Source organism: Streptomyces sp. NBC_00234 (assembly GCF_036195325.1).
Lineage (GTDB): Bacteria > Actinomycetota > Actinomycetes > Streptomycetales > Streptomycetaceae > Streptomyces.
The window spans coordinates 26198-50783 of sequence record NZ_CP108101.1 but is presented as its reverse complement, the minus strand read 5'-3'; the positions used below and the strand labels follow the sequence as shown (position 1 = coordinate 50783).

At 67.9% G+C, this 24586-nt stretch carries 23 protein-coding genes and 4 pseudogenes; 9 read left to right on the top strand and 18 right to left on the bottom strand.

Going from position 1 to position 24586, the window contains the following annotated elements; all coding sequences use genetic code 11:
* Positions 1-111: 111 nt before the first annotated feature.
* Complete coding sequence (locus tag OG230_RS00280; RefSeq protein ID WP_328908071.1) at positions 112-1230, top strand: IS630 family transposase; 1119 nt, start codon at positions 112-114, stop codon at positions 1228-1230.
* On the opposite strand, the gene OG230_RS00275 is transcribed toward OG230_RS00280, so the two are convergent.
* From OG230_RS00275 to OG230_RS00250, 6 genes are all read right to left on the bottom strand, one after another.
* Positions 1231-1464, bottom strand: coding sequence for a hypothetical protein (locus OG230_RS00275; protein ID WP_328908070.1), 234 nt, complete (start codon positions 1462-1464; stop codon positions 1231-1233).
* A gap of 111 nt (positions 1465-1575) precedes the next feature.
* Entirely contained in the window at positions 1576-2910 is a 1335-nt protein-coding gene (locus OG230_RS00270) for an outer membrane protein assembly factor BamB family protein (protein WP_328908069.1), read from the bottom strand.
* A 585-nt stretch (positions 2911-3495) separates the two neighbouring features.
* On the bottom strand, positions 3496-3822 hold the full coding sequence (locus OG230_RS00265; protein WP_328908068.1) for a DUF1048 domain-containing protein: 327 nt from the start codon (positions 3820-3822) through the stop codon (positions 3496-3498).
* 1 nt (position 3823) lies between these two features.
* On the bottom strand, positions 3824-4180 hold the full coding sequence (locus OG230_RS00260) for a DUF1048 domain-containing protein (RefSeq protein ID WP_328908067.1): 357 nt from the start codon (positions 4178-4180) through the stop codon (positions 3824-3826).
* Positions 4177-4503: a PadR family transcriptional regulator gene (locus OG230_RS00255; protein WP_328908066.1), complete on the bottom strand. Its 327-nt coding sequence runs from the start codon at positions 4501-4503 to the stop codon at positions 4177-4179. The genes OG230_RS00260 and OG230_RS00255 overlap by 4 nt, the downstream gene beginning before the upstream one ends.
* A gap of 692 nt (positions 4504-5195) precedes the next feature.
* Positions 5196-5879: a TetR/AcrR family transcriptional regulator C-terminal domain-containing protein gene (locus OG230_RS00250; RefSeq protein WP_328908065.1), complete on the bottom strand. Its 684-nt coding sequence runs from the start codon at positions 5877-5879 to the stop codon at positions 5196-5198.
* A 119-nt stretch (positions 5880-5998) separates the two neighbouring features.
* Here OG230_RS00250 and OG230_RS00245 point away from each other — a divergent pair, with 119 nt between their 5' ends.
* Complete coding sequence (locus OG230_RS00245; protein WP_328908064.1) at positions 5999-6703, top strand: DUF4386 domain-containing protein; 705 nt, start codon at positions 5999-6001, stop codon at positions 6701-6703.
* Positions 6704-6887: 184 nt separating this feature from the next.
* Here OG230_RS00245 and OG230_RS00240 read toward each other — a convergent pair whose 3' ends face one another.
* Positions 6888-7046 (bottom strand): hypothetical protein, encoded by a 159-nt coding sequence (locus tag OG230_RS00240; protein ID WP_328908063.1) that lies wholly within the window; start codon positions 7044-7046, stop codon positions 6888-6890.
* A 100-nt stretch (positions 7047-7146) separates the two neighbouring features.
* Positions 7147-8325: an MFS transporter gene (locus OG230_RS00235; protein WP_328908062.1), complete on the bottom strand. Its 1179-nt coding sequence runs from the start codon at positions 8323-8325 to the stop codon at positions 7147-7149.
* 1190 nt (positions 8326-9515) lie between these two features.
* Here OG230_RS00235 and OG230_RS00230 point away from each other — a divergent pair.
* Both OG230_RS00230 and OG230_RS00225 read left to right on the top strand, forming a co-directional pair.
* Positions 9516-10360 (top strand): annotated as a pseudogene (locus OG230_RS00230) (IS5 family transposase).
* A 76-nt stretch (positions 10361-10436) separates the two neighbouring features.
* Positions 10437-11480, top strand: coding sequence for a hypothetical protein (locus OG230_RS00225; protein WP_328908061.1), 1044 nt, complete (start codon positions 10437-10439; stop codon positions 11478-11480).
* Between the two features lie 148 nt (positions 11481-11628).
* Here the strand turns inward: OG230_RS00225 and OG230_RS00220 are convergent, their stop codons facing one another.
* Positions 11629-12144 (bottom strand): GNAT family N-acetyltransferase, encoded by a 516-nt coding sequence (locus OG230_RS00220; protein ID WP_328908060.1) that lies wholly within the window; start codon positions 12142-12144, stop codon positions 11629-11631.
* Positions 12145-12343: 199 nt separating this feature from the next.
* Here OG230_RS00220 and OG230_RS00215 point away from each other — a divergent pair.
* Positions 12344-12445, top strand: a pseudogene (locus tag OG230_RS00215) (GPP34 family phosphoprotein); the annotation flags it as partial.
* A gap of 239 nt (positions 12446-12684) precedes the next feature.
* Here the strand turns inward: OG230_RS00215 and OG230_RS00210 are convergent.
* On the bottom strand, positions 12685-13425 hold the full coding sequence (locus OG230_RS00210; RefSeq protein WP_328908059.1) for an MBL fold metallo-hydrolase: 741 nt from the start codon (positions 13423-13425) through the stop codon (positions 12685-12687).
* 268 nt (positions 13426-13693) lie between these two features.
* Here OG230_RS00210 and OG230_RS00205 point away from each other — a divergent pair, with 268 nt between their 5' ends.
* The 3 genes from OG230_RS00205 to OG230_RS00195 all read left to right on the top strand — a co-directional run bounded on the left by OG230_RS00205 (position 13694) and on the right by OG230_RS00195 (position 16833).
* Positions 13694-14098, top strand: a complete 405-nt coding sequence (locus OG230_RS00205) for a MerR family transcriptional regulator (protein ID WP_328908058.1) — start codon at positions 13694-13696, stop codon at positions 14096-14098.
* Positions 14099-14630: 532 nt separating this feature from the next.
* On the top strand, positions 14631-14954 hold the full coding sequence (locus OG230_RS00200; protein WP_328908057.1) for a trypco2 family protein: 324 nt from the start codon (positions 14631-14633) through the stop codon (positions 14952-14954).
* Between the two features lie 40 nt (positions 14955-14994).
* Positions 14995-16833 carry a S1 family peptidase gene (locus OG230_RS00195; protein WP_328908056.1) on the top strand — a complete coding sequence of 613 codons (1839 nt, stop codon included), beginning with the start codon at positions 14995-14997 and terminating at the stop codon, positions 16831-16833.
* Between the two features lie 121 nt (positions 16834-16954).
* Here the strand turns inward: OG230_RS00195 and OG230_RS00190 are convergent.
* From OG230_RS00190 to OG230_RS00155, 8 genes and pseudogenes are all read right to left on the bottom strand, one after another.
* A pseudogene (locus tag OG230_RS00190) lies at positions 16955-17416 on the bottom strand (MFS transporter); the annotation flags it as partial.
* 174 nt (positions 17417-17590) lie between these two features.
* Positions 17591-17839: pseudogene (locus tag OG230_RS36345) on the bottom strand (PIG-L deacetylase family protein); the annotation flags it as partial.
* 60 nt (positions 17840-17899) lie between these two features.
* Positions 17900-18835: a hypothetical protein gene (locus OG230_RS00180; RefSeq protein ID WP_328908055.1), complete on the bottom strand. Its 936-nt coding sequence runs from the start codon at positions 18833-18835 to the stop codon at positions 17900-17902.
* 122 nt (positions 18836-18957) lie between these two features.
* A complete protein-coding gene (locus OG230_RS00175) occupies positions 18958-19767 on the bottom strand; it encodes a strictosidine synthase (RefSeq protein WP_328908054.1) in 810 nt (269 codons plus the stop codon).
* Between the two features lie 55 nt (positions 19768-19822).
* Complete coding sequence (locus OG230_RS00170; protein ID WP_328908053.1) at positions 19823-20689, bottom strand: alpha/beta fold hydrolase; 867 nt, start codon at positions 20687-20689, stop codon at positions 19823-19825.
* 141 nt (positions 20690-20830) lie between these two features.
* Entirely contained in the window at positions 20831-21832 is a 1002-nt protein-coding gene (locus OG230_RS00165; protein WP_328908052.1) for an NADP-dependent oxidoreductase, read from the bottom strand.
* A gap of 109 nt (positions 21833-21941) precedes the next feature.
* Positions 21942-22997, bottom strand: coding sequence for an aldo/keto reductase (locus OG230_RS00160; RefSeq protein ID WP_328908051.1), 1056 nt, complete (start codon positions 22995-22997; stop codon positions 21942-21944).
* A gap of 56 nt (positions 22998-23053) precedes the next feature.
* Positions 23054-23746 carry an SDR family oxidoreductase gene (locus OG230_RS00155; protein ID WP_328908050.1) on the bottom strand — a complete coding sequence of 231 codons (693 nt, stop codon included), beginning with the start codon at positions 23744-23746 and terminating at the stop codon, positions 23054-23056.
* 116 nt (positions 23747-23862) lie between these two features.
* Here OG230_RS00155 and OG230_RS00150 point away from each other — a divergent pair, with 116 nt between their 5' ends.
* On the top strand, positions 23863-24423 hold the full coding sequence (locus OG230_RS00150; protein WP_328908049.1) for a TetR/AcrR family transcriptional regulator: 561 nt from the start codon (positions 23863-23865) through the stop codon (positions 24421-24423).
* Positions 24424-24586: the final 163 nt, after the last annotated feature.

Here is a 24586-nt window from a genome sequence, read left to right as displayed (position 1 = left end):
AGTCTGGCCAGGTACGGCGCTCGGCTAGTGCTCTGACCGGGTTGGTTCGCCGGGTTGGTGGTCGAGGCAGTTGGATGTGCGGTGACGTCCGATCCGACCGGTGGAGGTGCGGTGGCCGAGCCTGTCCGTGTGCGCAGATTGACCGACCAGGAAGGGCAGAAGCTGCAGCAGATCGTGCGCCGGGGCAGCACCAGTTCGGTACGCTACCGGCGCGCGATGATGCTGCTGGCCTCGGCTGGCGGGAACCGCGTCCCAGTCATCGCCCAGCTAGTTCAGGCGGACGAGGACACGGTCCGCGACGTGATCCACCGGTTCAACGAGATCGGCCTGGCCTGCCTGGACCCTCGCTGGGCGGGAGGCCGTCCCCGCCTGCTCAGTCCTGACGACGAGGACTTCGCCGTCGCGACGGCCGTCACTCGCCCGACCAAGCTCGGCCAGCCCTTCACGCACTGGTCGATCCGCAAACTCGTCATCTACCTGCGACGTGTTCACGGCCGCGTGATCCGGATCGGCAGGGAGGCGTTACGGTGCATACTCACCCGCCGCGGCGTCACCTTCCAGCGCACGAAGACCTGGAAGGAATCCCCGGACCCGGACCGCGACGCCAAGCTCGACCGGATCGAGCACGTCCTGGACCGCTTCCCCGACCGGGTCTTCGCGTTCGATGAGTTCGGACCCCTGGGAATCCGCCCGACCGGCGGCTCGGGCTGGGCCGCCTCCGGACACCCCGAACGGCATCCCGCGACCTACCACCGCACCCACGGAGTCCGCTACTTCCATGGCTGTTACTCAATCGGCGACGACACCCTGTGGGGCGTCAACCGGCGCAAGAAGGGCGCCGGCAACACCTTGGCCGCGCTCAGATCGATCCGCGCGGCCCGCCCGGACGGCGCCCCGCTCTACGTGATCTTGGACAACCTGTCCGCCCACAAGGGCGGGAAGATCCGTGCCTGGGCCAGGAAGAACCGGGTCGAGCTGTGCTTCACCCCCACTTACGCGTCCTGGGCGAATCCGATCGAGGCGCACTTCGGGCCGCTGCGGCAGTTCACCGTCGCCAACTCGAACCACCGCAACCAAACGGTCCAGACCAGGGCTCTGCACGCCTATCTACGCTGGCGCAACGCCAACTCCCGCCACCGCGATGTCCTGGCGGCCGAACGCCGCGAACGCGCCCGGATCCGCAGCGAGAAGGGGATTCGCTGGGGCGGACGCGCCCGGATGGCAGCCTGATCATTCGCTGACGTTCATCGTCGCGCACCCCGCGACGCCCAGTTCGGACAGCACGCGCTGCAGTCGCTCCAGAGCCACGGCAGCGTCCAGACTCTCCGCGACTTCAAGGTCGAGGTGGCAACGACCCATGCCGCTGCCCGCCCCCGTGACCTCGCCGTCGAGCTCGAACGCCGCTTCCAACGCCTCCTCGACCTCGTCACGGTCGATCGGCAGCGCCGCGAAGACGATCTCCACAAACACCACAGTCCTCCATCTCAACCCGGCGAACCATAGCGGTCACAGCACTAGCCAGCCCTCATCCCCGTAATACCCGCCCTCGCGATCGCCAGGGCAGTCCCCGATCCGTCACTCGCGCGTGTACACGGAGAAGAGGCGCCCCGAATCTTGCCGCACGGCGACGATCAGCTCCTCGTAAACGAGGAGGTCCGCCAGCTCGCCCTGCGCTCGGTCCACGTCTAGACCGGCCTCGATGCTCTCCTTCTCGTCGCCGGTGGCGGAGTCGAGCACCCGCAGTTCGTCGAGGCCGTCGTTCCGGGAGCCGCGGTCGGCGAGGACGGTCACTCGGCCGCCAGTCACGTCGAGGGCGCGCAGACCGCCCGCCACGGCCACGTCCTCCAGCCAGACCTGGTTGCCGCTCGTGAGGTCGAAGGCGACCACGCGGTCCCGGTACGCCTGGCGCTCCCTGCTCTCGGCGCCGAGATAGAGCCGCCCGTCCGCGACGGCCACGAGGGCCGGCGTGTGCGCCTGGACCGTTCCGTATCTGCCGGTGGTCTCGATCCGGCCGGTGGACTTTCCGCCAGCGCCGAAAGCGAGGAAGGCGCCTGGCTGGCCCTCCGTCGTCCCGCCGGTCTGTACGACCGCCGGCTCGGCGGACAGCAGGGTCATCTGCCCGTCCGGTACGGGCGTTGTCCGGCCGCCGAGGGGCGCGGTCCACCGCTGCCGGCCGTCAGCCGGATCGAACGCGGCGAGCAGCAGTTCGGTACGGGCACAAGCCAGTACGGCCACGACCTGCCGCTCCCCGGCGGCGACCTGCTCGGCCACGCAGCCCTCAGGCACGGCCGCTGTCCAGCGCGGGGCGCCGGTCCGCAGATCGAAGGCGCGCAGGGCCTTCGATCCGGAGGCGCCGGGCCGGGCGTCGGGGTTCCACTCGTCGGCGTCCCGAAGGACAGCGATCCCGCCGCCGACGGCGACCAATTGGGTGAACGTCCCGGCCAGGTCCCCCGGGGTGCCGGGCATGTGCCATCGTTCGCGGCCGGTCGTGAGGTCGAGCGCGGCGACCGTCGAGCAGCCCGCGTCCGTCATGTTCCCCCGGGCGATCAGAACGACGGACTCGGCCGTCCGGCGGCTGGCGGCGCAGATGTGCTCCTGTCCGGGTGGGGCGTACTCCCAGCGGCCCTTCCCCGTCAACGCGTCGAAGGCGGTGACCGCGTCATACCGGCTGTGGACGAGCGTGTCACCGACCAGCCACGTGCCGTTGCCGTAGCCCCTGATGTTGCTGTCGACCGGGGCCTCCCAGACGACCCGCAACGAGCTCCCGAGGGCGGAGCAGCCCGCGGCGAGGCCGGCGACGAGGAGCGCGGTGACGGCCGCGAGGAGGGGGCGGAGCAGGGCCCTTCCCTGACGGCCCGACAGCCGCCGCTCCCGTCCCGGCCCGGTGTCATCGGTTGTGCGCGTTGCCATACGGATCCCCACCCCTGGCTCGAACGGTCGAAGCTCCGTCAGGGTAGAGCACAGCTGATCAACGAACTGCGCGAACGTGTGGTCGGTCCGCGTCCACCGCACTCAGCGTCGGTGGAAGCGGTGGGAGCCCGAGTGCGCCTGCCCGTGCTGGGGCCGAACGGCTCTTCTGCGAGGGGATACTGGTCCGCGCTCGTCGCCTATTGCACGGCGACGTAGTCCCCGGTCGACGACTTTGCTCCGGAGGTGGAGTTCCCGTAGTACGTCCACCGCCACGTCCCGGCCCGGTGGCCGTCGCCGGTCCCGGATCAGGGCCCACAAGACGTTCACTCGGCGGCGGGCGAGGACGATTACGGCCTGCGTATCGCGTCGTCCTGGGAAATGGTGTCGAGCGGCCCGCCGCCGGAGACCTGCTCGCCGGGGCGCTGCCGGCGTTGGCAGGGCTGAGCCGGGTCTCGCCGGCCTGCTCGACCACTCGGTGGACAGGATCTCGGCGGCTGCTGGTGGCCGGTCTCGCGTCTGTTCGCGCTGCGCCTTGTGCGAACGAGCCGCGCGCGGGATACGCCCACCGGCGTGCGGCGGCGGACGTTACTTCTCGGCCGTGCCGGGTCCCCCGCTGATGGACTCCTGATAGACATCCGCATAGGTGCGTGAGTCCTTGACCAGGTCGTCGCAGAACGCGGCGACGTCGTTGCCGATGAGTTGCAGGACCCCCTTGCCCGCGGCGGCGCCCTCCTCGAAGAAGTCGACGATCCCGGGGAGTAGGGGCCCGTCGGGAAGATCGATCGGTCCGACCTTGAACAAATACCTCTGCATCTCCTTGTAGACGATCAGGTAGTCCGGTGGGAGCGCCTTGACCCGAGCCATGTGGGCCCGCCATTGCTTCTTGCCCTCGACGATGTCCTGGATGCTCACGTCAGCCTCCCAGCCGGCTCAGTTTCCTTGCGACGTTCCTGTTCAACTGCTCACGCCACCGGTCGCGATAGGTTCGAGCCCCTTCTCCGCCGACCAGAGCCGTGCAAAAGCCTCGGATGTCATCGCCGAGCACCTCGTGGACGCTCTGCCCGTCCGCCGCCGTCTCTTCGAGCAGTCCCAGGGCGGAGTCGAGGATCGGCATCAGGTTGCGGCCCGTGAAGCTCCCGTGAGGGAAGAGGTGGCCCTTGATCTCTTCCCACGCCGCCCGGTAGTTGTCCGGCAGCGCCTCGGCCCGGGCGTCGAACGCCTTCCATTCCCTGGTGAGATCGCTGCCTGTGATGGTCTCCCAGAAGTTCATCTCCCGCCCTCCTTGAGCCTGTCGATGCGTGATGAGACGTACTGCCATTTCGCCCAGAAAGTCGCGAGTTCCTCGCGCCCGGCGTCGTTGAGCGCGTAGAACTTGCGCGGCGGACCGACCTCTGACGGTCGCTTCGTCACCTGGACGAGTCTCTTTCTCTCCAGTCGCAGCAAGATGGTGTACACCGTCCCCTCGACGACGTCGGCGAAGCCGAGCTCGTTCAGCTGACGGGTGATGGCGTACCCGTAGGTTTCCTCGCTGCCGATGATTTCGAGCACGCACCCTTCGAGCGTGCCCTTCAGCATCTCCGTCAGGTCGTCCATTGCGAATCCTCCTCAGGGCCCCTTGGTACTGCGTGCTACTGAGTACCACTATACGGTATCACCGAGTAGTGGAGGGTCTCAGCGATCGGCGAACACGGATCGAACTCTGCGATCCGGAGCGGAAGGAGGGGGCTCGATGCGTTGTGGCCCTCGGCCTCTGGCATTCGAGGGGAACTTCACCGCCAAGGACGAGAGTGCATTTCACTCGTTCGTCTTCGCTGCTTCCATCGAATCCGGCACGTAGTCCAAGGCCACGGCAGGGCGACCGGGGGGGGCAGGCGAATTGTGCGGCGGGCCCTGCCCGCGGCGGGCCCTGCCTTCCTACGTGCCCTGCGGGGCGTCGCCTGGCGCCACCAGGTACGTACGCGGTCGGCAGTATCGGCCGGTCTCGTGACGTTCAGGTCGATCGCCACGCTGCATGTCAAACCTCCACACCCGGTGTCGCCTTCTGCAGGCGTGGCGCCTTCCGGTTCGGCGATCACGGCGGCTGACAGGCCGGTGATCCTCCGGGCGCTGGTGATCGCTGCGCGCGTCACGTTCCCCACCGCAACCGTGATCGACGACCAACGCTCGACGTCTCATCGCCAATCATGCGCCAGCTCGTAATTCGCGGGCTGGCACACAACCGCTGGCCCCGGCTCGGCTGGGCTTCCCTCCCTCGTTTGACGCTGAATCAGCCCCCCCAGTACCCGCTACGCCTTTCGCGCGGACGTCCAGCCCTGGCGGCGGAGGTTCTCGAAGCCGTTCAGGAGGAGGTCCAGGGCGAATTCGAACTCGAACTGGTCGTCGCAGCCGCCACCGACCGTGGAGCCCCCGTCGTGTGCGGCCGTCGCGGCCAGTTCCGCGATGTGCGGGAAGCGCGCCGCCAGCTCGGGGTCCGGCGGGCCGGAGGGGCCCGAGGTGTCGAACAGTTCCTGGCTGAAGCCGAGCAGGCGGCTGCCCATCGCGTGCATGACGTGGTGCGTGAGGTCGGCGGAGAGGCCGCCGTCCCGGAAGCTCCCGGCCATCGAGTCCAGGTACGCCAGTACGGCCGGGGTGGGGCCGGTCCGCGACTCGATGACCCGGGCCGCCCAGGGGTGGCGCAGCAGGACCCGCCGAGCCGAGAGGATCCGCCCGCGGACCACGCGCTGCCAGTCGGGGCTCGCGGCCGGCGGGTCGATCTCGCCGACGACGGCGTCGGCCATGCCGTCGAGCAACTCCTCCTTGTTGGCCACGTGCTTGTAGAGGGCCATCGGTACGACGTCCAGCTCCTGCGCGAGCCTGCGCATGCTGAGCGCGTCGATGCCGGTGGCGTCGGCGAGCGCGACGGCGGCGCGCAGGACACGCTCCCTGTTCAGGGGGATCCGTTGCGTGTGCGTGGCTTTCTCCGGGGTCATTCCGGTTCGGCCCCTTTCCTTGTCGACAGCGCCCTCTCCTTGACGAGTGTACGTCGTACACCTATGCTCGCCGCCAGGTGTACGGCGTACACCTCCGTCGAGCGAGGGGTACCGAGTAGATGAGTCCGGACCGGAGAACCGCGGTGGCCGCCGGGTCGCTGTTCCTGCTGACCGAGGCCGCCGCGATAGCGGGAGCGGTTCTGTACCGCCCCTTGTTGGGCGCGGACAACGGCCTGCTCGTGCAGGGCGCCGACACGCGGGCGCTGCTCGGGGTGCTCTGCGAGGTGGTGCTGGTGGTGGCGGTGGCCGGTACCGGGGCGGCGCTGTTCCCCGTCCTGCGGCGCCACGGCGAGGGGCTCGCGCTCGGGTACGCCTTCGGGCGGCTGTTGGAGGCGGCCGTCATCGCCCTCGGGATCGTCGCCGTCCTGGCGCTCGTCACCCTGCGGCGGGACGCGGGGGCCGTGGACGGCGCCGACGTCGCGCTGGCGGCCGTGCACGACTGGACGTTCCTGCTCGGGCCCAACCTCGCCCTCGGCCTGAACACCGTCCTGCTCGCGTACCTGGCGTACCGCGCACGGCTCGTGCCGCGCTTCATCGCCGTGCTCGGGCTGGTCGGCGGGCCGCTGATCTGCGCCTCCGGCGTCGCCGTGATGTTCGGGGCCTACGCGCAGGTCTCCGTGGCGGGATCGGCCGCCGCGCTCCCGGTGTTCGCCTGGGAGCTGGGGCTGGCCGGGTGGCTCATCGTCAGGGGGTTCGGGCCCGGTTCGGGCGCCGCGTCCCGGTCAGACGGAGAAGTGGCTGATCCCGCCGGTGTCCGTCGGTGAGGCCGACTCGAAGGGGCGACGGCGGACCGAGGAGCAACACGCTGCCGCGCTGATCACCGCCTGCCGCTGGCTCACCAGCGGCTCCTGGCCCACCCCGTGACCGGGCGGCGCTCCCCATGGCCGCACAGGGCGGGGCCCGGCGTGCGGCCGGTCCCCACCCGCCGGAGTGCCGAACGGCGGGGCCCTATGCGCCTCGGCAGGTGAGGATCTCGACCCAGTCCGGCTCAGATCCCCTGTTCTCCACTTTCACGACGCGGTCGGCAGCGTTGGGGATCAGCTGTCCGATCGCGCCCTTGTTGGCGATCAGCAGGGACAGCGCCTCCCGCAACACTGCGAAGCCCACCTGAACTGGGCACTCATCACGGGATGACCGACGCCTGACCCGCAAAGGCCGCACAGTCACTCGGCAAGGAAGCCACCCGCAGCCTGTCGTCGGAGGGGGGCTACTCGGCGGATTCAGGTCGTTGACGCAGCAGCCGTGCACCGAGTAGCACCGCACAGGCTGCGACAGAAAACAGGCCGCCGACGAGGAAGGTGCCCCGCACGTCGGCGAGCGGCAGTACGAGTGCCCCGAGCGCGGCGCCCGCCGCGATACCAGCGTTGTAGGCGCCGGAGTTCGCTGCGAGCGCGATATCCGTGCGCTGCGGAGCACAATGCAGCATCGCGTTCTGGGTGGCCATGAACACTGGCCCGAGTGCACCGCCCATCAGCACCAGGAACACCACCACCGCCACCGGATCGGTGCCGGCCGCGTACAGGCCGAGCATGCCCACTGCCTGAGTGGCTACGGCAGTGGTCAGCGCGGCATGCGGAAAGCGATCCAGCAGAGCCCCGGTGATGCTCACCCCGGCCAGACACGCAACGCCGAAGGCCATGAACAGGGTACTGACCGTGCCTGGAGGAAATCCGCTCACGTCGCTCAGGAACTTCGCGATGTAGGTATATCCCGTGAAAGCCCCAGTAGCGGACAAGGATCCGACCGCCAGCACGATCCCGAAGCGGCGGGCATCGGGGCTGATGCCGTAGGCGGCGTGTTCTTCTTCCGGACGTGAGGTCGGCAGCAGAACGGCGATCGTCACCAGGGAGATGATCCCCAGACCCGCAAGCATGGCGACTGGCACCTGCCAGTCACTCTGCCGGCCCAGCCAGGTCCCGGCGGGCACACCGAGCACGAGGGCGAGCGAACCGGCGACGGACAGTGCCCCGATCACACGCCCACGTACCGCGGGCGCGAACAGGCCCACCGCGACCGGGCTCATCACGGCCCAGAACAGCGCTTGAGCAAGCGCTGTCAGCAGTCTTGCCGCGAGAAGCAACCAATATGAGGACGCCAGCGCGGCAATGAGACTGGACACGACCAGCGCGGCCAGGAGGCCCGTGAGCACGTGGCGTCGGGGCACTGCCCGCATGGCGTGGGCGAGCGGCAGAGACGCGACGGCCACTGTCACGCCATAGCCGGTGACCAGAAGACCGACCGCCGACACTGACACCCGCAGGCTTTCGGAGATGACTTCCAGGAGGCCGATCGGCAGGTTCTCCGCAGTGTTGAAGGTGAAGGCGGCCAGCATCAGGGCAACGAGCACCGCCAGCCCGTGCCATGGAGCCGGTCGTGGCGCGACCATGCGGCCTTTTCCTGACCTCGCCCGTCGCACCTGCTGTGTGGCACCGTCCATGGGGATACCTCACCGGGCTCACCGGGCCACTGCAACCCAATTCGTCTGCCGCACGGGCGGAGGCGACCTTCGGGATCTTTCAGTCGACCTGGGTAAAAAAAATACCTACTGAGCTCGTCCTTTATCTTCCGTCCGCATCGTAGGGCGGGGACGGAAGATTCCAGATGGCGTCTGACCGGCTGACGATCTTTCGAAGTTCGCGGGCGCTTCTTGGGGATACGGCCTGCATCACGGTGTCGAGGAGGACTCGGGCTTCGAGAGGGCTGCCGCAGCAGTACCAGTGCACATTGCCCCACTCGTAGTCATGCCACAGATCACGCTTGGGCTGGTGGACGTAGTCCTTCCACAGGCCCAAAGCCGCGCTGACGTCGCCTGGCTGCAGATAGTTGCGGGTGTGCTCGAGACGGAAGATCTCGGACAGTGCACGCGAAGACAGACCGTCGATGACTGGCCTTACACTCGTCGTCCGGTGGCTGGCGGGGGCGCCGACGCGGATGTGTCCTGGCCGTCTACGCGGCATGGACGTTTCGGATCGTTGTCATGCGGTACATGGTGCCCCGGTCTCGAATGGCCATGATCCGTACCGGCTACCCACCACCGGCGAGAGAGATCGTCCCCCTGCTGTGCCAGTCGGACCGCAGCGGTGAAGACTCCCGCATGAGCGGCGGACTCATTCGCAGAGCGCTTGGCGAGGTTCTCACCTTCTTCGGCCGCACCGACTCGACCGGCGAACCTCTGGACTTCCCCCACGACTTCCGGCGCCTGTTCATCTCCGATGCCGTCTGCTCCGGCCTCCCGCCTCACATCGCGCAGGCCATCGCCGGCCACGCCAACGTCAACACCACGATGGGCTACGGCCTTGGTGCCGCCCTCTCCCTGCGGGGCGGCACCAAAGTCGCTTGCGTCCCATTCCTCGCTGGCGTTCGGTTCCTGCAGGGCCCGTCGCCGTGGCTGCGGACGATCGGACAGCGGCCGTGGAAGTTGATGTGCTCGTGGACCAGCGGGGACAGCCGGGAACGGATCTCTGGCCAGCTCGGATTCCCACTCGCGGTTAGTTGGAGGGGGAGTCACATGGCCGAGAATGTGACAGCGGGTCACCCAGGCAGTTTCGTTTGGATCAGTGGGACGTTGATCTGGGCATGTCGCTGGCTGACGCCCAGTGGGCGCGGATCGAGCCGTTACTTCCGGACCGGACGCCGAAGAGGGGTGGCCGTTGGCGGGATCACCGTGAGGTGATCGACGCGATCGCCTTCAAGTTCCGGACGGGAACGCAGTGGGTCCAACTGCCGGAGAAGTTACGGGAACTGGCGAGGCGTCTACAACCGACTGCGGATGTGGGCCGTCGATGGCACTTGGGAGCGGGTGTTCACGGCGCTGATGGCCCAGGCCCACGCCGACAAGGAGCTTGACTGGGTCGTCTTGGTGGACCCAACAATCGTGCGCGCTCATCAGCACGCCGCCGGGGCCCGCAAAAAGGGGCCCCGGCGGCCGAGCCGCACGACCACGCCATCGGCCGGTCGCGCGGGGGACTTACAACGAAGCCATCTTGCTGCCGACGGCCGCTGTCGTCCCCTTGTGTTTGTCCTGACCAACGGTCAAGCGGGCGACGCACCCACCTTCATGGACGTCATGGCCGGCCTACGTGTACCGCGTCGCCGCGGACCGCCTCGAACCAGGCCTGACGTAGTCATGGCCGACAAGGCGTATTCCCTCCCGCGCGATCCGCGATCACCTGAGCAAGCGCGGCATCCGCGCGGTGATCCCCGTGCCAGCAGATAGACGTGGCCATCGGCTGCGGAGGGGCAGCCGGGGCGGGAGACGGCCAGCGTTCGACCGCGAGACCTACAAGCAGCGCAACACCGTCGAACGGTGCATCAACCGCCTGAAGCAGTGGCGCGGCATCGCCACACGCTACGAGAAGACCGCGACCATCTACCTGGCCGGACTCCATATTGCTGGCATCTTCCTCTGGTCCGCCTGCTGACATAGGGAAGCTGTGTGGTGTCAGCTGACGTAGATCGGTACGCCCATTGTCAGACGCTGCTGGCAGCATCACCGCTGTGAACGCCATCTTTACCACCCCACCGCGGCCGTTCGACATCACCGCGCTCTTCCCTCAGCTGGCTCCTCTGGCGCGGACGGCGACCCGGCTGCACCCGCGGCCGGGGACGCCGACCGTGCACGACAGCTCCGTCGGCGGCCCGCTCCTGTGGCCCGCCGGCGAGCCGTGGCCGCACTGCGACGAGCCGCACGACAGGCACGCGGCGCCGATGGTCTACTCACCGGACGATGTCCGGCTCCGCCGCGACCGCGCCGTAGCGGCCGAGCGGTTGCGCCTCGACCCCGAGGCACCCCGGTGGACCCCCGAGGAACGGGCGACCTGGGAGCGGATCGAGGTGGGCCGCCCGTGGTTCGACGGCCCGATCCCCCTCCTGCCCGTCGCCCAGCTCTACGCCCGTGACGTCCCCTTCCCGTGCCCGCCCGACGCGGACCTCCTCCAGGTCCTCTGGTGCCCCTTCGACCACGAGATGGCCCACCCCCGGACAGCCCTCTTCTGGCGTTCCTCCGCCACCGTCACCGACGTTCTCGACGCACCGCCCGAGCCGCCCATCGTCCAGCGGGACTGCTACCTCCCGGAGCCGTGTCTGTTCTCACCGGAGCAGGTCACCGAATTCCCCCACCCCGGGGAACTGAGCAAGGAGCTCCGGGACCAGCTGGACGACATGAGCCGCTGGGAGACGATCGATCCTGCGCGGTACAACACGTACGCGGACGACCCGGGTGAGCTCTACCAGAACAACCTCTCCACCGCCCCCGGCTGGAAGACCGGCGGCTGGAGCAGCTGGCCCCGCACCGACCCCAAGCCCCGCCCCTGCCCCGAGTGCGGCACCGAGCAGGTCCCGCTCCTCACCATCGCCTCCTGGGAATGGGACGGCGGCAGCGGGACCTGGATCGCCGTGGAGGAACGGACGAACCCGGCCCCGCCTCTCCTGGGCGCCCAGGACGGCAACTTCACCTTGATCGACATCATCGGCGGCTACGACCTCCAACTCCACGTCTGCCCGGCATCCCCGGACCATCCGCACATCGAACTGCTCCCGTGAGCCCTGTGGAAGTCCTCCGCGCCGACGCATACGCCACTATCGGTACCGCGATCGAGTCTCAGTCAGCAGCCTTGGCCAACTACCAGATGATCCAAACGACGGGCCTTAGGTCTGCGACTCATGGGTGCTGAGCTGAGGCACCGTCCCGCTAGGGGATGGCAGCCGGGTCCGCGGAGAGGTCGATGGTGAACGCCACCCGATCGAGTCCGGGGCCGTCGTAGTCCGGCTTCACGGCTGAGGCCGCGAAACCGAGCCGAGTGTGAAATGCCCGCGACGCGACGTTCTCCGGACTGGTGATGCAGTGCACGTAACGGCGCCCATGGGACTGAGCGAGCGCGAAGAAGGCCCGGTAGAGGGTGCTCCCGATTCCTTGACCATGCAGTGCCGGGTCGACGCCGACGAAGTGCACATAGGCGGTGTCGGGCAGGGTTGGCGACAGGAAGCCGACCAGGAAGGCGGCTACCTCTCCACTGTCGTGTTCTACCAGGAAACTGGTGGTGGTGAAATGCTGGAAGTAGAGCCGGGGCAGAAGCAGTGCCCGTTCGGTCGACCCTGCCCTCCCTTTCAGGCCACCCCACCAAGTGTCCAGTACAGCGAGCACCGAGAGATGGTCTTCGTCGGCAAGGTGCCGAGCCGTCAGACCAGCGGGAAGATCGTCGATCATCTGTTCAGTTTGCCATCCGCCCGACCTGTTGCGCGGACTTGGCCGGAAATGGACATCACGTCACGAACCGCCCTCTTGGGGCTCTGGCAGAAGCCTCTGATGCCGTGACAGTCGGCTTGGATGCTTGTTGGGCTGTTCGTGGGGAGGCGGCTCCAGCCGCATGCCGGAGGCTGCGGAAGGGCTCACTCGGTAGGCGCTCTACGAGCGGATCGACTGGCTGTGGCGCCGGGGACGAGACCTCTCCGCCCCGTACCGAGCCGCCCTGGAGGATGACAGTGAACTGACGCGGAAGCGAAGTGGCCACCAGGTACGATGCGGTCGCCTACGCCTTCTGCATCGCGACCCCAATACCGCAGAACACCGGTCAGCTCCGCCGTGGCTGAGAAGCCTCCAGGGTGTGCCTGTATCCGGGGAGCTACCACCTCCAGGACGGTCAGCAGCCGCTCGTCGCGACAATGGCCGCCGATTCCCGCACACGATCGGATCGGCCCCTATGCGCCGGACGACAGCCTGTGTGACCGCATGTGTCTCTCTGAGTGATCAAGTCGGCAGCTGCTGGGCCGCGCGGTGGTCGTGCGTCGGGATGATCGCGACTCGGTCCTTGACGGCGTGTAGGCGATGCAGCGTCCGGAAGGTCTCGTGCCGGTCTTCGTCGGCGAGCTCGCCGGGGTAGCCGGCCTTCTGCCGGATGAGGTCGATCTGGTCGGTGTGCCAGGCAGCGTCGCCGGCGAGGAGCACCCAGCCCGTTGCCGTGTGCGCCAGAACTCCGACGCTGCCAGGTGTGTGTCCTGCGAGGTCGACGAGCACGACGGAACCGTCGCCGAAGAGGTCGTGGCTGGCGGCAAACGTGAGGATCGGCGGGCCGTCCAGTTCGTACTGGACAATGCCCCGGCCGCGCAGGGCCTCGCGGACGCCACCCACGGGTGCGATCGAGCCTTGCATGACCCAGTCGTGTTCGCGGCGGTGCAGATGTACCGGCAGTTCGGGAAGATCGAGGAGTCCGCATACGTGGTCCCAATGCGTGTGCGTCGGCAGCGCGAAATCCAGGCCGGAATACGGCCGCTCACGCAGCGCGGTAACGGTGGCGACGGTGTCGGCCGGGGGACGCACCGCGACCCGCAGGAACGCCGGCAATTCGGCAATGGCGCGGCTGTCGACATCCAGGCAGACACTCGGATCCACGATGAACGTCGATTCCGGGTGGGTGATCACGAACGACAGCAGCGAATTCGCGATTCGAGGTGGCTGCCGCAGCCCCTCCACGATCAGTGCGGTGGGCACGGACCGTGGCACCTGTCGCAGTGCGGACACGCTGACCGACACCGCCGTGTCCGGTAGCCCCGCGTCGGTCAAGCCGCGCAGAAACCGCTGGTCGGGGCGGCGGGGACGGACAAGGCCCGTTGCCAGGCTTGCGACCGCGCCACAGCATGCGGCCAGCGTCAGTGATTTCACAGTGTCAGACACAGCAACGTTGTCCCTCTCGCGATCGGGTGGTGCGTTCGATGACGGGACGGTATAACTTCAGGCCGACCTGAAGTAAAGGAGTGTGATGTCCGCAGTGGAGTTGAAGATCGGCGGTGCGGCTGTCCTGCTCGGGGTGGCCACCCATGTCCTCCGACACTGGGAAGACAGCGGACTGCTCACTCCGCGCCGGCTGCCCTCCGGACATCGCGTCTACGACGACCAGACCATCGGTCAGGCCCGCCTCATCCAAATCAGCCAGCGTGCTGGGCTGTCACTTGCCGAGATCGGTGAACTTGTCGCGGGGGAACGGGTCGACCGCATCGGCCTGGTCAACGCGAAGCGCACCCGGATCGCCGCACACATCGCGAACCTCGAACTGGCTGACCGGTTCCTGGCCCACCTGGTGCGCTGCGTACACCCGGTCATCTCCGACTGTTCCGAGTGTTCCGCCCTGGTGGAGCGGGGCGCGCGGCTAGCGATCACCCAGTGACTCAGCCTGAGAACGCGTGCAGGATTCAGCATGAGAACGCGTGGAGCACGGCCTTGGTGAGCTCGCACTTCTTCGCGTCTGCCGCGTTGTTGGGGATGACGGTGGGCTCTCGTAATCAACTATCACCAGTTCTGCGAGGGGTTCAGCCCGGTGGTGACCGCCAGTGATCCCCAGCGGCGTATCGGCTCCAGGTGTATCCGGCCTCGGATTCACCGCCGGCGTCCCGGCGGGTGGGAACCTGCGGCACCTGCGCAACCCGGACGCCGTTGAGGTCGACGACGACGAGGACGGCGCGGAGGACTGACATCTGCGGGCCGTCGGTGCTGGACGAGGACGTCGCGCGGTTGTCCCTTCAAAGGCTTTCCGGTCTCAACTGCCTTGGCCGCTACGGCTTCCAGGTATCCCGGCTCCATGATGGTGGCCCGTACCCCCTGCGGCTGCGACCGATGCCGGGGAAGACGAGGACGCCTGACCGAGGACCTCTGAAGCGTGAGTGCCGGGAAGATTGCGATGTCAACCAGGGAGGACAGTAATGGATGATCGGATTGCCGCCGGACTGGCGGAGACGATCCAGGCGCTCCGCGCGGAGCTCACCGCTGCGATGGGCAGTGGGCGCGACGAGGCTCTGCAGTTCGAGCTGGGGGCCGTGGAGTTGAACGTAACACTGGCGATCACCCGAGAAGCCACGGGGGATGCCGGGGTGCGGTTCGGCGTCGTGTCCTTCGGAACGAAGGGGCAGATCGGCGACCAGGCCACCCACCAGCTGTCGCTGTCACTCACGCCCATCACGGTCGATGGCAACGGTCAAACCGCATCAGTCAAGGTCAACGCCCAAGCGGCGGGTGAGCCGGACTGACGCTTCGGAGTGACGGACGCCGAGACGGAGGACCGCAGCAATGCTGAATGAGGATCTGGTCATCGAAATCTATGAGCCTCAAACGGGCTCAGTCGGTTCGGGCTATCTGATCAGCGAGGACACAGTGCTGACGGCGCGGCACGTCGTCGAGGGAGCGCTGACAGATGATGGTCCGCTCGCGCCGCCACCGCTGGAGGACTGGAAGGAGAGGTTGGAGGAACTTGCGCGGGACCGCCCGCATTGCCGCATCCGACAACTGCGTCGCGGCGGGCAAGCGACTTTCGTCGATGCCGTCGTTGTGTGGTGGTCACCGCAGTTCGATGTGGCCCTGCTGGTCGTCACCGATACCACCAGGAGGAGGCACATCCTGCTCGACGGTCCCGCTTCGCGCAGTACTCCCACATGGGCGGATGTGACTGGTACGGATCCGGTCGAGGTCACCGCAGTGGGCTTCCCGGACGGCGACGTGGACGGACGGGTACGTGAGTCCCGTCAGATCAAAGGGTTTGTCACGCCGTTGTCGGGAGTGAAGAGCGACCGGTGGGTTGTCCAGATCGAAGGCGGAGCCCGTCTTGCGCGACCCGGTGGCAGCAGTGTCTGGGCTGGTATGTCGGGCGCGGCGTTGTTCGCCGACGGTCTTCTCATCGGGATCATTGAATCGGACAAGGCCCCTGGTCATCCCGAGGGAAGAGAGTTGTGGGCTCTGCCGGCGAGGGCCTTTGCCGACGACCCGCATCTGGTGGCCTGGGTGCGATTGCGGAGCAATGCCTGGCTCAGGTCCTCGGCAGATCCCGGCGATACTCAGCGGTTGCTGCGCCAGATCGTTGATGCCAATCAGCGACTGCCGGTGCTGGATGACGCATCCACATCCAAGATCGCACAGGCTTTGGCCGCGTTGCAGCATGCGCGCGACGACCGAACGGTCACTCGGCGTGCGGTGGGGCGCATCCTGGGGATGATGCTCAGTAAGGGAGTGCTCCACGACGACCTCTATTTCGAGATGTGGAGAGCTGTCTTCAAGTCGCTGCGGGAACTGCGCACGGCTCTGGCGGAGGCATACACCGAACTGGTGGTCACGGGGCCCGAGCCCGTGCGAGCCGCGGTCGACGCGATGCTCACCACGGTGCGTGGCTACCTGGGCCGACATGAGGCATCCTTCGAACGCCACGCCGCTGAGGCGACGGGCAACTGGATGCAGGTGCAGGACAGCTGGCCTGGGCTGCCGCGAGCTTCCCTCGAACTGCTGGCGGTGCGCGAGACCCTGGACGCGCTGATTTACCCGCTCGACCAGTACGCCGAGAACGGCGAGGCTGACGCCTCCAGGTTTACGCCCCCCGGGCTCAATCGGCGCAACCCCGGGGCACCGTCGAGCTCCTACCTTTGCCGTCCCGCGGGCGATGCTGCTTTGGGGACACCCTTGGTGTCGATGGCAGTGCTTGCGACTGCACTGGAAAGTGAACCGAACTCGCTGCGCATGGCGGCGTTCGAAGAGATCGCCCAGCGCGCTGAGCAGGGAGATATCCCAGCGGCGAGGGTACTTCTCGACCTTATGAGCCATCAGGACGGGGTGTTACGTGCGCGGGCCAAGAGCATGCTGACCAGGCTGCCCTCGGGAGCAGCCGAGACCCGCCATGTGCCGCTCCTCATCGCCGCGTACGACGACCCGATGGACTGGGTCTGGGAGTTCGATCGTGGCCAGGATGTGGTTGCGTGGGTGACTAAGAGCTGGAGTTGGGGAGACCTGGACGTGCAGGTATGCGCAGCGGTCCTACGGCTGCTCGCGCCCTGGAAGGCTGAACCCGACGTCGCCGCTGTGTTCACCCTCGCCGCCGCCACCAAGTGGCGGTTCACGGCGCGTGACGACCGTCGCGCACCGTGATTCTCGTAATGGCCACACGGGAAGCCGCCGTCACGTCCCCGAACAAAGTCCGTTTTGTTCGGCATCCCAGTTCTCAATGGGGTTCTTGGAGTGCTCTCTTGGCACCTCCCTTTGGCCTGTTTCAGGATGCCTTTTGGTCGGCGGGCTTCTCGACCTCGGTGGTCACCCGTGCCCCTCGGAAGAGCACCGGGAGCCACAGGAGACATGCCAGGAGGGGGACTGCGGCGTAGGTGGCCATGCCCACACTGGAGCCCATCCCGTCCATGAGCGCGCCGAGGACGAGATAGCCGATGCCGATGAGCGCCGACTCCACGAATAACATCATCGACAGCAGGCTCGCTCGGTGGCGCGACGGCACTGCCTCGTTGAACACGTTGTCCACGATCACGGCGGTGATCTCGGGAATTCCGACCAGGACCAGGAACGCGGCGATGGTGACCCAGACAAGGCCGAGGCCGCTCAGGCCGAGCGCCACGGCGAGCGTGAGGAGAGACACCCGGACGACGACCCGATACCCGATGCGCCGGTCCGCGCGGTCCGACAGCAATGGAGTGAGCCCGCCGGCGAGGAATCCCGCCGATATGCCTTCGAGAGCCCCGCGTCCTGAACGGCGAGGAGAACGGCCTGATGGGTACGGCGGTGGTCCGGGGGACCAGTCAGCTGGCCCAGGACGTCGAGAAGCTGAACAGAAGAACTTGGCCGGGAAGACCACGATGTCCGAGCGGAAGGAGCGGATCTGCTGGACCAGGGCGGCGATCACCTCGTCCCATGGTGAATCGAGGAGTCGGGGGCGGCCGGAGGCCGCCTGCGGGTTGCGGGCGTCGCCGTACCCGAGCATGCGAGTCACGCCCGCGCCGAGTACACGCAATGCGTGGGCGAGCTCGGCGGCCCGCGTGCTCTCAGGCGCCCACGTCATGGTGACGACAGCAGTGCGCGCGTGCGCGGCAGCGTGCTGGGCGAGTACACCGCCGGCGAGGAGGCTTTCGTCGTCCGGATGGGCAAACACACCGAGCAGGACGACGTACCGCAGGATGCCACGGGCTTCGCGGGGACCAGCTCGTCGGAGTCAGCCACGCTGTTCGCCCGCGGCCAAGAGGTCCTGTGCGCCGGCAGGGGTTCGGCCCGGCCACTGGAAGACCAGTCTTGCGCTGGGCTTGTCGAGTACATCGCCGGGCGGCAGCAGGTCGTCGGAGGTTCCCCCCGGGTGGACGGTCATCGGCGGGTAGCCACTCTCACGCACATCGCGGTCCCAGACGCGGACGCACTCGGCGAAGTGCTCCGCCAGGTCCTCGGCAGCAGGACCGTAGGCGTGGATGAAGAACTCCGTGAGCCGGTCGGTCGGCCCCGCGGCGTCCTTGACCTGCCGGTGGGTCAGGTAGGCGAGTGAGCCGTTCGCCATGATCGCTGCCGCGTTTTGCTGCGCCACGAGCGGGGACCCCTTCGGCACAGTCAGCCGAAAGAACCCGGGCAACGTGGTCGCGGCGTAGACCTGCAGGGTCTCGAAGTTGAAGGTCCCTTGGACGACGAGGCCGGTGGAGGACTCGTGCCGACGCCCGTGCAGAGCCTCTTCGAGCCCGGTGGTGTCGCCGGGCGCCCCATCCTCCCACCGCACCGTGACTTCGCCGTCGGCCAGACGCACGGATGGGGCGGTGCGAGCGGCGGCGCCGCGGTCCCGCACGAACCCGCAGAAGGTCCAGTGCTCGCAGTGCAGCACGTCACCGCGCCGGACCAGGGTGAGCGAGCGGGTGTAGCCGCCGATCTCCAGCGGCACCACCAACCGGGCCCCCTCGGCGAGCTGCTGCGGCCAGGCCGGGGCGATGTCGGATGCGTTATGCATGATCACCACGCCGTCGAAACCGTCGGCCGGGACGTGGCCCGGCGCGCCGAGTCCTCCGTCGCCGAGAAGGGCGGTGACTCTAGGATCCGCCTGCCGATGAGCAGCGGGCGCTGCGGGAACGTCGGATTCCGCAGGTGATGAGCACTGCTTGAGTCGGGTGATCATGAGCAGGGCGCGCCACTGGGACCTTCTCGGTGGGCACTGTAAGTATCTGACTGGCGGCCGGCCCGGGGCGGATGGATGGATTGCTCAGCAGGCCCGTCGGACCTGCTCCACGCTCTGGCCGTTCACTCCTGGTAGCGCGGGAGGATTTCGCCGTTCTTGACGAAGGTCAAGGCGGCGGCGACGTCGTATGCATGGATCGCGGAGGCGAGCGGTGCCAGTTGGTTGGTCAGGCCCTCGATCGCGTTGCCGGTGAAGAATGCGTCCCGTGCTGTGCTGTCGCTGAACCCGAGGACGAGGGAGGCGTGGAATCGCTGGTCGTGGGGGTTGTCGTGGGCGACGTTCGGGGTGTCCCAGAGCTTTTCGCTCCAGGGCAGGAATGTCTGCGTGCGCAGTTCCTTCAAAGCTGCCGTGTCGGCAATTGCGTGAACGAGCTGTTGGTTGACGAACTTCCGGAACTCGCCTGCGCCGACCCCGTCTCTGCGGCGCAGGTAGATCAGGGAGCGGGCGCCGACCGTCTCGCCGGGGCCGGCGACTTCGTACCAGCGGGAGGAGTTCGGCGGGCCAGCGTAGAGGAGGGTGCGGCGGAACACGTTGATCTCGTCGGCGTGGGCCAGCTTCGTCTGCCTACGCCCTTTCAGGGGCGCGAGCGCCGATTGGAAGGTGACCTCGGCGACGCCGTCGATCTTCCGGTCGCCGGGGATCGCGGTCTGCACCCCGTCCGTCGCCGGCCACCGGCCCGGGTTGTGCTCGGCGAGGTGGATCTGCCGGTACTCCTCCAGGTCAGGGGTGGCGGAGATGATCCCTGAGTGCGGGCCCTTCCAGTGGTCCATGCCGGTCTGGCGGGGCTGGTCGGTGCGTACCCACAGCAGGATCGAGGAGGTGAGGTGCTTCTTCTCCACGCCCAGCTGAGCAGCGGACGGTGATGTGCTCATGATGCTGCGCTCTTCTTCCTGGTCGTCAGACGTACGGTCCCGTGCCCGCCGGTCGTCAACGGGCGAGGAACTCGACCGCGAGGGGGGCGAACTGCTGGTGGTACTGGAAGATGCCGCCGTGACCGGAGTCGGGGTAGATGGTCAGCTCGCTGTGCTTGATGCGTCGGTGCAGGTCTTCGGAGAGGACCGAGGGCACCATGCGGTCGTTGTCGCCGTTGGCGATCAGGGTGGGCTGGGTGATCGTCGACAGGTCGTCGGGGGTGGAGCGTCCCCACTTCTTGATCGCCTTCAACTGTGTCTGGAACGCCTTGGTCTTGATCTTCGCGTCGCGGTCGGTGGTGCGTTCCTTGAGCCGGTTGACGAACGCGCGCGCGGCGGGCTTGCCGGTGGTGTTGCGGTTGAAGAACAGGAATTCCTTGGGGTCCGACCGGGTCAGGGTGGCGCGCAGGATGTCCCAGTAGGTGGTGCGGGCGACCTTGTCGATGTCCTTGCCGCCCTTGGGTCCAGTGCCGGTGAGGACGAGTTTGCGGACGAGCTCGGGGTGCTTCACCACCAGGGCCTGGGCGATCATGCCACCGAGGGAGAAGGAGAAGATGTCGATCTTGTCGAAGCCGAGCGCCGTGATGAAGGTGTAGGCGTCGTCGGCCATGGCCTCGATGCTGTCCGGCACCTGGCCCGTGGAGGCCCCGACACCGCGCTGATCGAAAGCGATGACGTGACGGCCCTTCGCGATGGGGTCGACGATGCGCGGGTCCCAGTTGTCCAGGGTCGCGGCGAGGTGGACGAAGAACACGACGGGGATGCCGCCCTTGGGCCCCAGCTCGCGATACGCGTAGGTGACGCCGCCGGCGGTGACGGTGCGGGCCGGGGCCTGTGCGTACGAGGTGATAACGCCCCTGTTCGGGGTGCCGGTGCTGCTCATGATGATTTCTCCTGGTGTGTTTCTCGCCGCCCGCTGCGGGTGGCGTCGGGTCAGTCGGGGCCGGGATGCCCTTCGGCCGCTGCCGGAGGACGCGCCTTCTTGTGGTGGGAGGCGGCTGGTGCCCGGGTCGGTGTGCCCGCCCTATGGCATGGAGACGACGACCTTGCCGGCCTTCGCCCGGCCCTTTTCGACGTACTCCATGGCCTGGAGGGTTTCGTCGAACGGGAAGACACGGTCGACGACGGGACGGATCTTCCCCGTGTCGATGAGGGTGGTGAGTTCGCGCAGTTGGTCGCCGCTCGCCTTCATGAACAGGAACGAGTACGTCACGCCGAGGCGCTTGGCACGGCGGCGGGTCTTGGCGCTGAGCGCGGTCATCGCCAGGCGGAGAACCGCATTTGCGCCGAGTTCGCGGGCGAAGGCCGGGTCGGGTGGGCCTGCGATGCTGATGGCGATGCCGCCGGGCTTGAGGACACGCAGGGACCTGGCCAGGTTGTCGCCGCCGAGGGAGTCGAGGACGACGTCGTAGCCGTCGAGGAGTTCGGTGAAGTCCTGGGTGCGGTAGTCGACGGCGACGTCCGCGCCGAGTTCCTTGACCAGGTCGATGGTGGCGGTGCTCGCGGTGGTTGCCACGTGCGTGCCCAGGGCCTTGGCCAGCTGGACGGCGATGGAGCCGAGGCCGCCCGCTCCCGCGTGGATGAGGACCTTCTGACCCGGCTGCACGCGTGCCCGCTCCACCAGTGCCTGCCATGCGGTCAGGGCGACCAGAGGAAGGGAGGCGGCCTCGGCCATGGTGAGGGTGGCCGGTTTGGGTGCCAGGTCGTCCTGGTGAACGGCGATGAGTTCGGCGAAGGTGCCGATGCGGTCCTTGTCGGGCCGGGCGTAAACCTCGTCGCCCACAGCGAAGCGGGTGACGGACGACCCGACCTGCAGGACCTCTCCGGCGAGGTCGTTGCCCAGGACAAGCGGGAGTCGGTAGGGCATGAACGCCTTGAAGTCCCCGTTGCGGATCCTGAGATCCAGCGGGTTGACACCGGCCGCGTGAACCTTGACCAGGACGTCGTCGGCACCCACCTGCGGGTCCGGTACCTCTCCGCCGCGCATCCCGGTTTCGCCGTACTTCTCGACCAGGAAGGCCTTCATCGTCGTCTCCGCTCCATTTCCCGTCCCAGAATTCACGCAGTACGAGATAGTTTGTGTGATTTTGTTCGCTGCGGCGCGGGCGCACTGTGTCCTGAGCCGTGTTCCCCTATCAGGCCACCGGCACGACCGGGGCGGTGATCCGGTCGGCGGCGCCTCCCTGCAGGCGGTCCAGGGAAGCGGCGATCCCCTCGTAGGGCGCGCCGAGCGGCACCGCGCTGACCTCGGTCAGGCGGGTGTACTGCTCGTCGGTCAGCTGGACGTCGAGGGCGCCGAGGTAGCTGTCGAGCTGGGTGAGACTGCGCGGGCCGATGATCGGGACGAGCGTGGCCACGGAGCGGGCGGCGCGCTCGCGCACCCAGGCGACCGCCACCTGGGCGGGCGTCACGCCGGTCTCCTCGGCGATGGCCAGGACGGTGTCGACGACGGCGGTCTTCTGGCCGGTGCTCTCGGTGTGGATGACCATGCCCAGGTCGCTCAGGCGTCCCTCGGCGGAGCTGCGGTATTTGCCGGTGAGCAGTCCGCCGCCGAGCGGGGACCACAGGGCGGCGCCGAGTCCGAGGCTCTCGGCCATGGGCAGGAGTTCGCGGTCGGCGGTGCGTTCGACGAGGCTGTACTCGTGCTGGATGCCGATGATCGGAGCCCAGTTCTTCAGGTCCGCGAGGGTTACCGCGCGCGAGACGCGCCAGGCGGGGAAGTTGGACAGCGCGGCGTGGTGGATCTTGCCGGCGCTCACCAGGTCGTCGAGTCCGCGCAGGAGCTCCTCCATCGGAGTGAGCTCGTCGGGGAAGTGCACCCACAGCAGGTCGATGTAGTCGGTGCCCAGGCGCTTCAGGCTGGCCTCGACCGAGGCGACCATGTTCTTGCGGCTGTTGCCGGTCCTGGAGATGTCCGGCTGCGGAGCGGCGCCGAGGGCGAACTTCGTGGCCAGGACGAAGTGGTCGCGGTCGGCGGAGATCAGCTTTCCGGTCAGTTCCTCCGACTCGCCGAACTGGTAGCCGTCCGCGCTGTCGAGGAAGGTGCCGCCGGCCTCGGCGAACCGGTCGAAGATCCGGCGTGCCTCGTCCGGCTCGGCGCCGGCGCCCCAGCCGGTGCCGAAGTTCGCGGTGCCGAGCGCGTACTCGGAGACGCGCAGTCCGGTCCGGTGTCCGAAGGTCGTGTAACGCATGAGATGTCCTTGCATGAGGGGTGGAAGGCGGTCGCGCCGGGGTGGAGGGGTGAGCGTCAGCCCGCGTTCGGCTGGGGTGCCGCGGACAGGCTCTGCTTGACGTACAGGCTGGTCTCGTCGGCGAGGATCTCGGGCAGGCCGGTCTCGATGCCGTTAAGGGCCTGGGCTGCGACGTCGGCGGCGGCGACCTTCTGATCGGCGGGCACGCCGGCGGCCATGTCGGTGTCCATGTAACCGACGTGCAGCGCCGAGACGGTGATCCCGCGCGGTGCCAGCTCCTCGCGGGTCGCGTCGCTCAGCGCCCAAGCGGCGGCCTTGGACGCGGCGTAGGAGCCGAGGCCGGCCGGGTGGAACCAGGACAGGGCGGACAGGACGTTGAGCACGGCGCCGCCGCCGTTGCCCTCGATCACGGGGGCGAAGGCGCGGGTCGCGGCGAGCGGGCCGAAGAAGTTCGTCTCCATCTCGCGACGTACCTCGTCCAGGTCGCCGCCGATCAGCGTCGCGCCGGTGGAGATGCCCGCGTTGTTGATCAGCAGTGTCGCGTCCGAGGCGATGCGGGCGGCCTCCCGTATCGACGCCTCGTCCGTGACGTCCAGCCGCAGCGCGATGACGCCCGGCACATCGACCGTCTCGGGGCGTCGGGCCGCCGCATAGACCTTCGCGCCTCGCTCGACGAGCTGGGCTGCCAGGTGCCGCCCGAGCCCTCGGTTGGCGCCGGTGACGACCGCGACCGCGTTCTTCAGTTCCATGCTCACTCCTGGGTCCTGGCGGGCACCGTCGGCCACCCGCAGCAAATTAGATTATGCGTACAATCTAAGCACGGGTCTACGATAGATGCCAGTCAACATCCAAACGGGAGGTGGCCATGGGCCGCGTATCGCAGGCGCAGGCGGAGGAAAATCGCAGGCGGGTGGTGGACACCGCATCCCGGCTGTTCCGGGAGCAGGGCATGCAGGTCAGCGTCGCCGACCTGATGAAGGCGGCCGGTCTGACCCACGGCGCCTTCTACAAGCAGTTCGCCTCTAAGGAGGCGCTCGTCGATGAGGCCACCGCCCACGCCTTCGCCGAGCTCGCTCGGCGCTACACCGAGGGACTTGAGCGGTATGAAGGGCGGCGCGACGCCGCCCAGCAGGCGCTGATCGACACCTACCTCTCCGTCGAGCACCGCGACGGCCCGGCGGACGGCTGTCCGGTCGCAGCCCTCGCCACCGACATCGCGCGCGAGGGCGGGGGGCGCGACGCCCGTCGCGTCTACACCGAGGGGGTGGCCGACTTCGCCGATTTCCTCGCCACCGACGACCAGGACGGCATCGTCCGCCTCTGCACCCTGTTCGGTGCGCTGGTCCTGTCCCGGGCCACCAACGGCTCCCCGCTCTCCGAAGAGATCCTCGCCGCCGCGCACGCAACCTTGACCGAAGCAGGCTGATTAAGGGCGCGGTGCGGGTGCACGTCGACCGCACGCGTGGGCGCCGAAGCGTCCGTGGCCGGGCGGAGGTGTTGAAAGGCTGCCGGCGCCTGGTGTACCGACCCCACCGTGCGTGAGTCGGTTCCGCGTCGCATGCCCGTGAAGTGTGAGCTGCGCAGCCGAC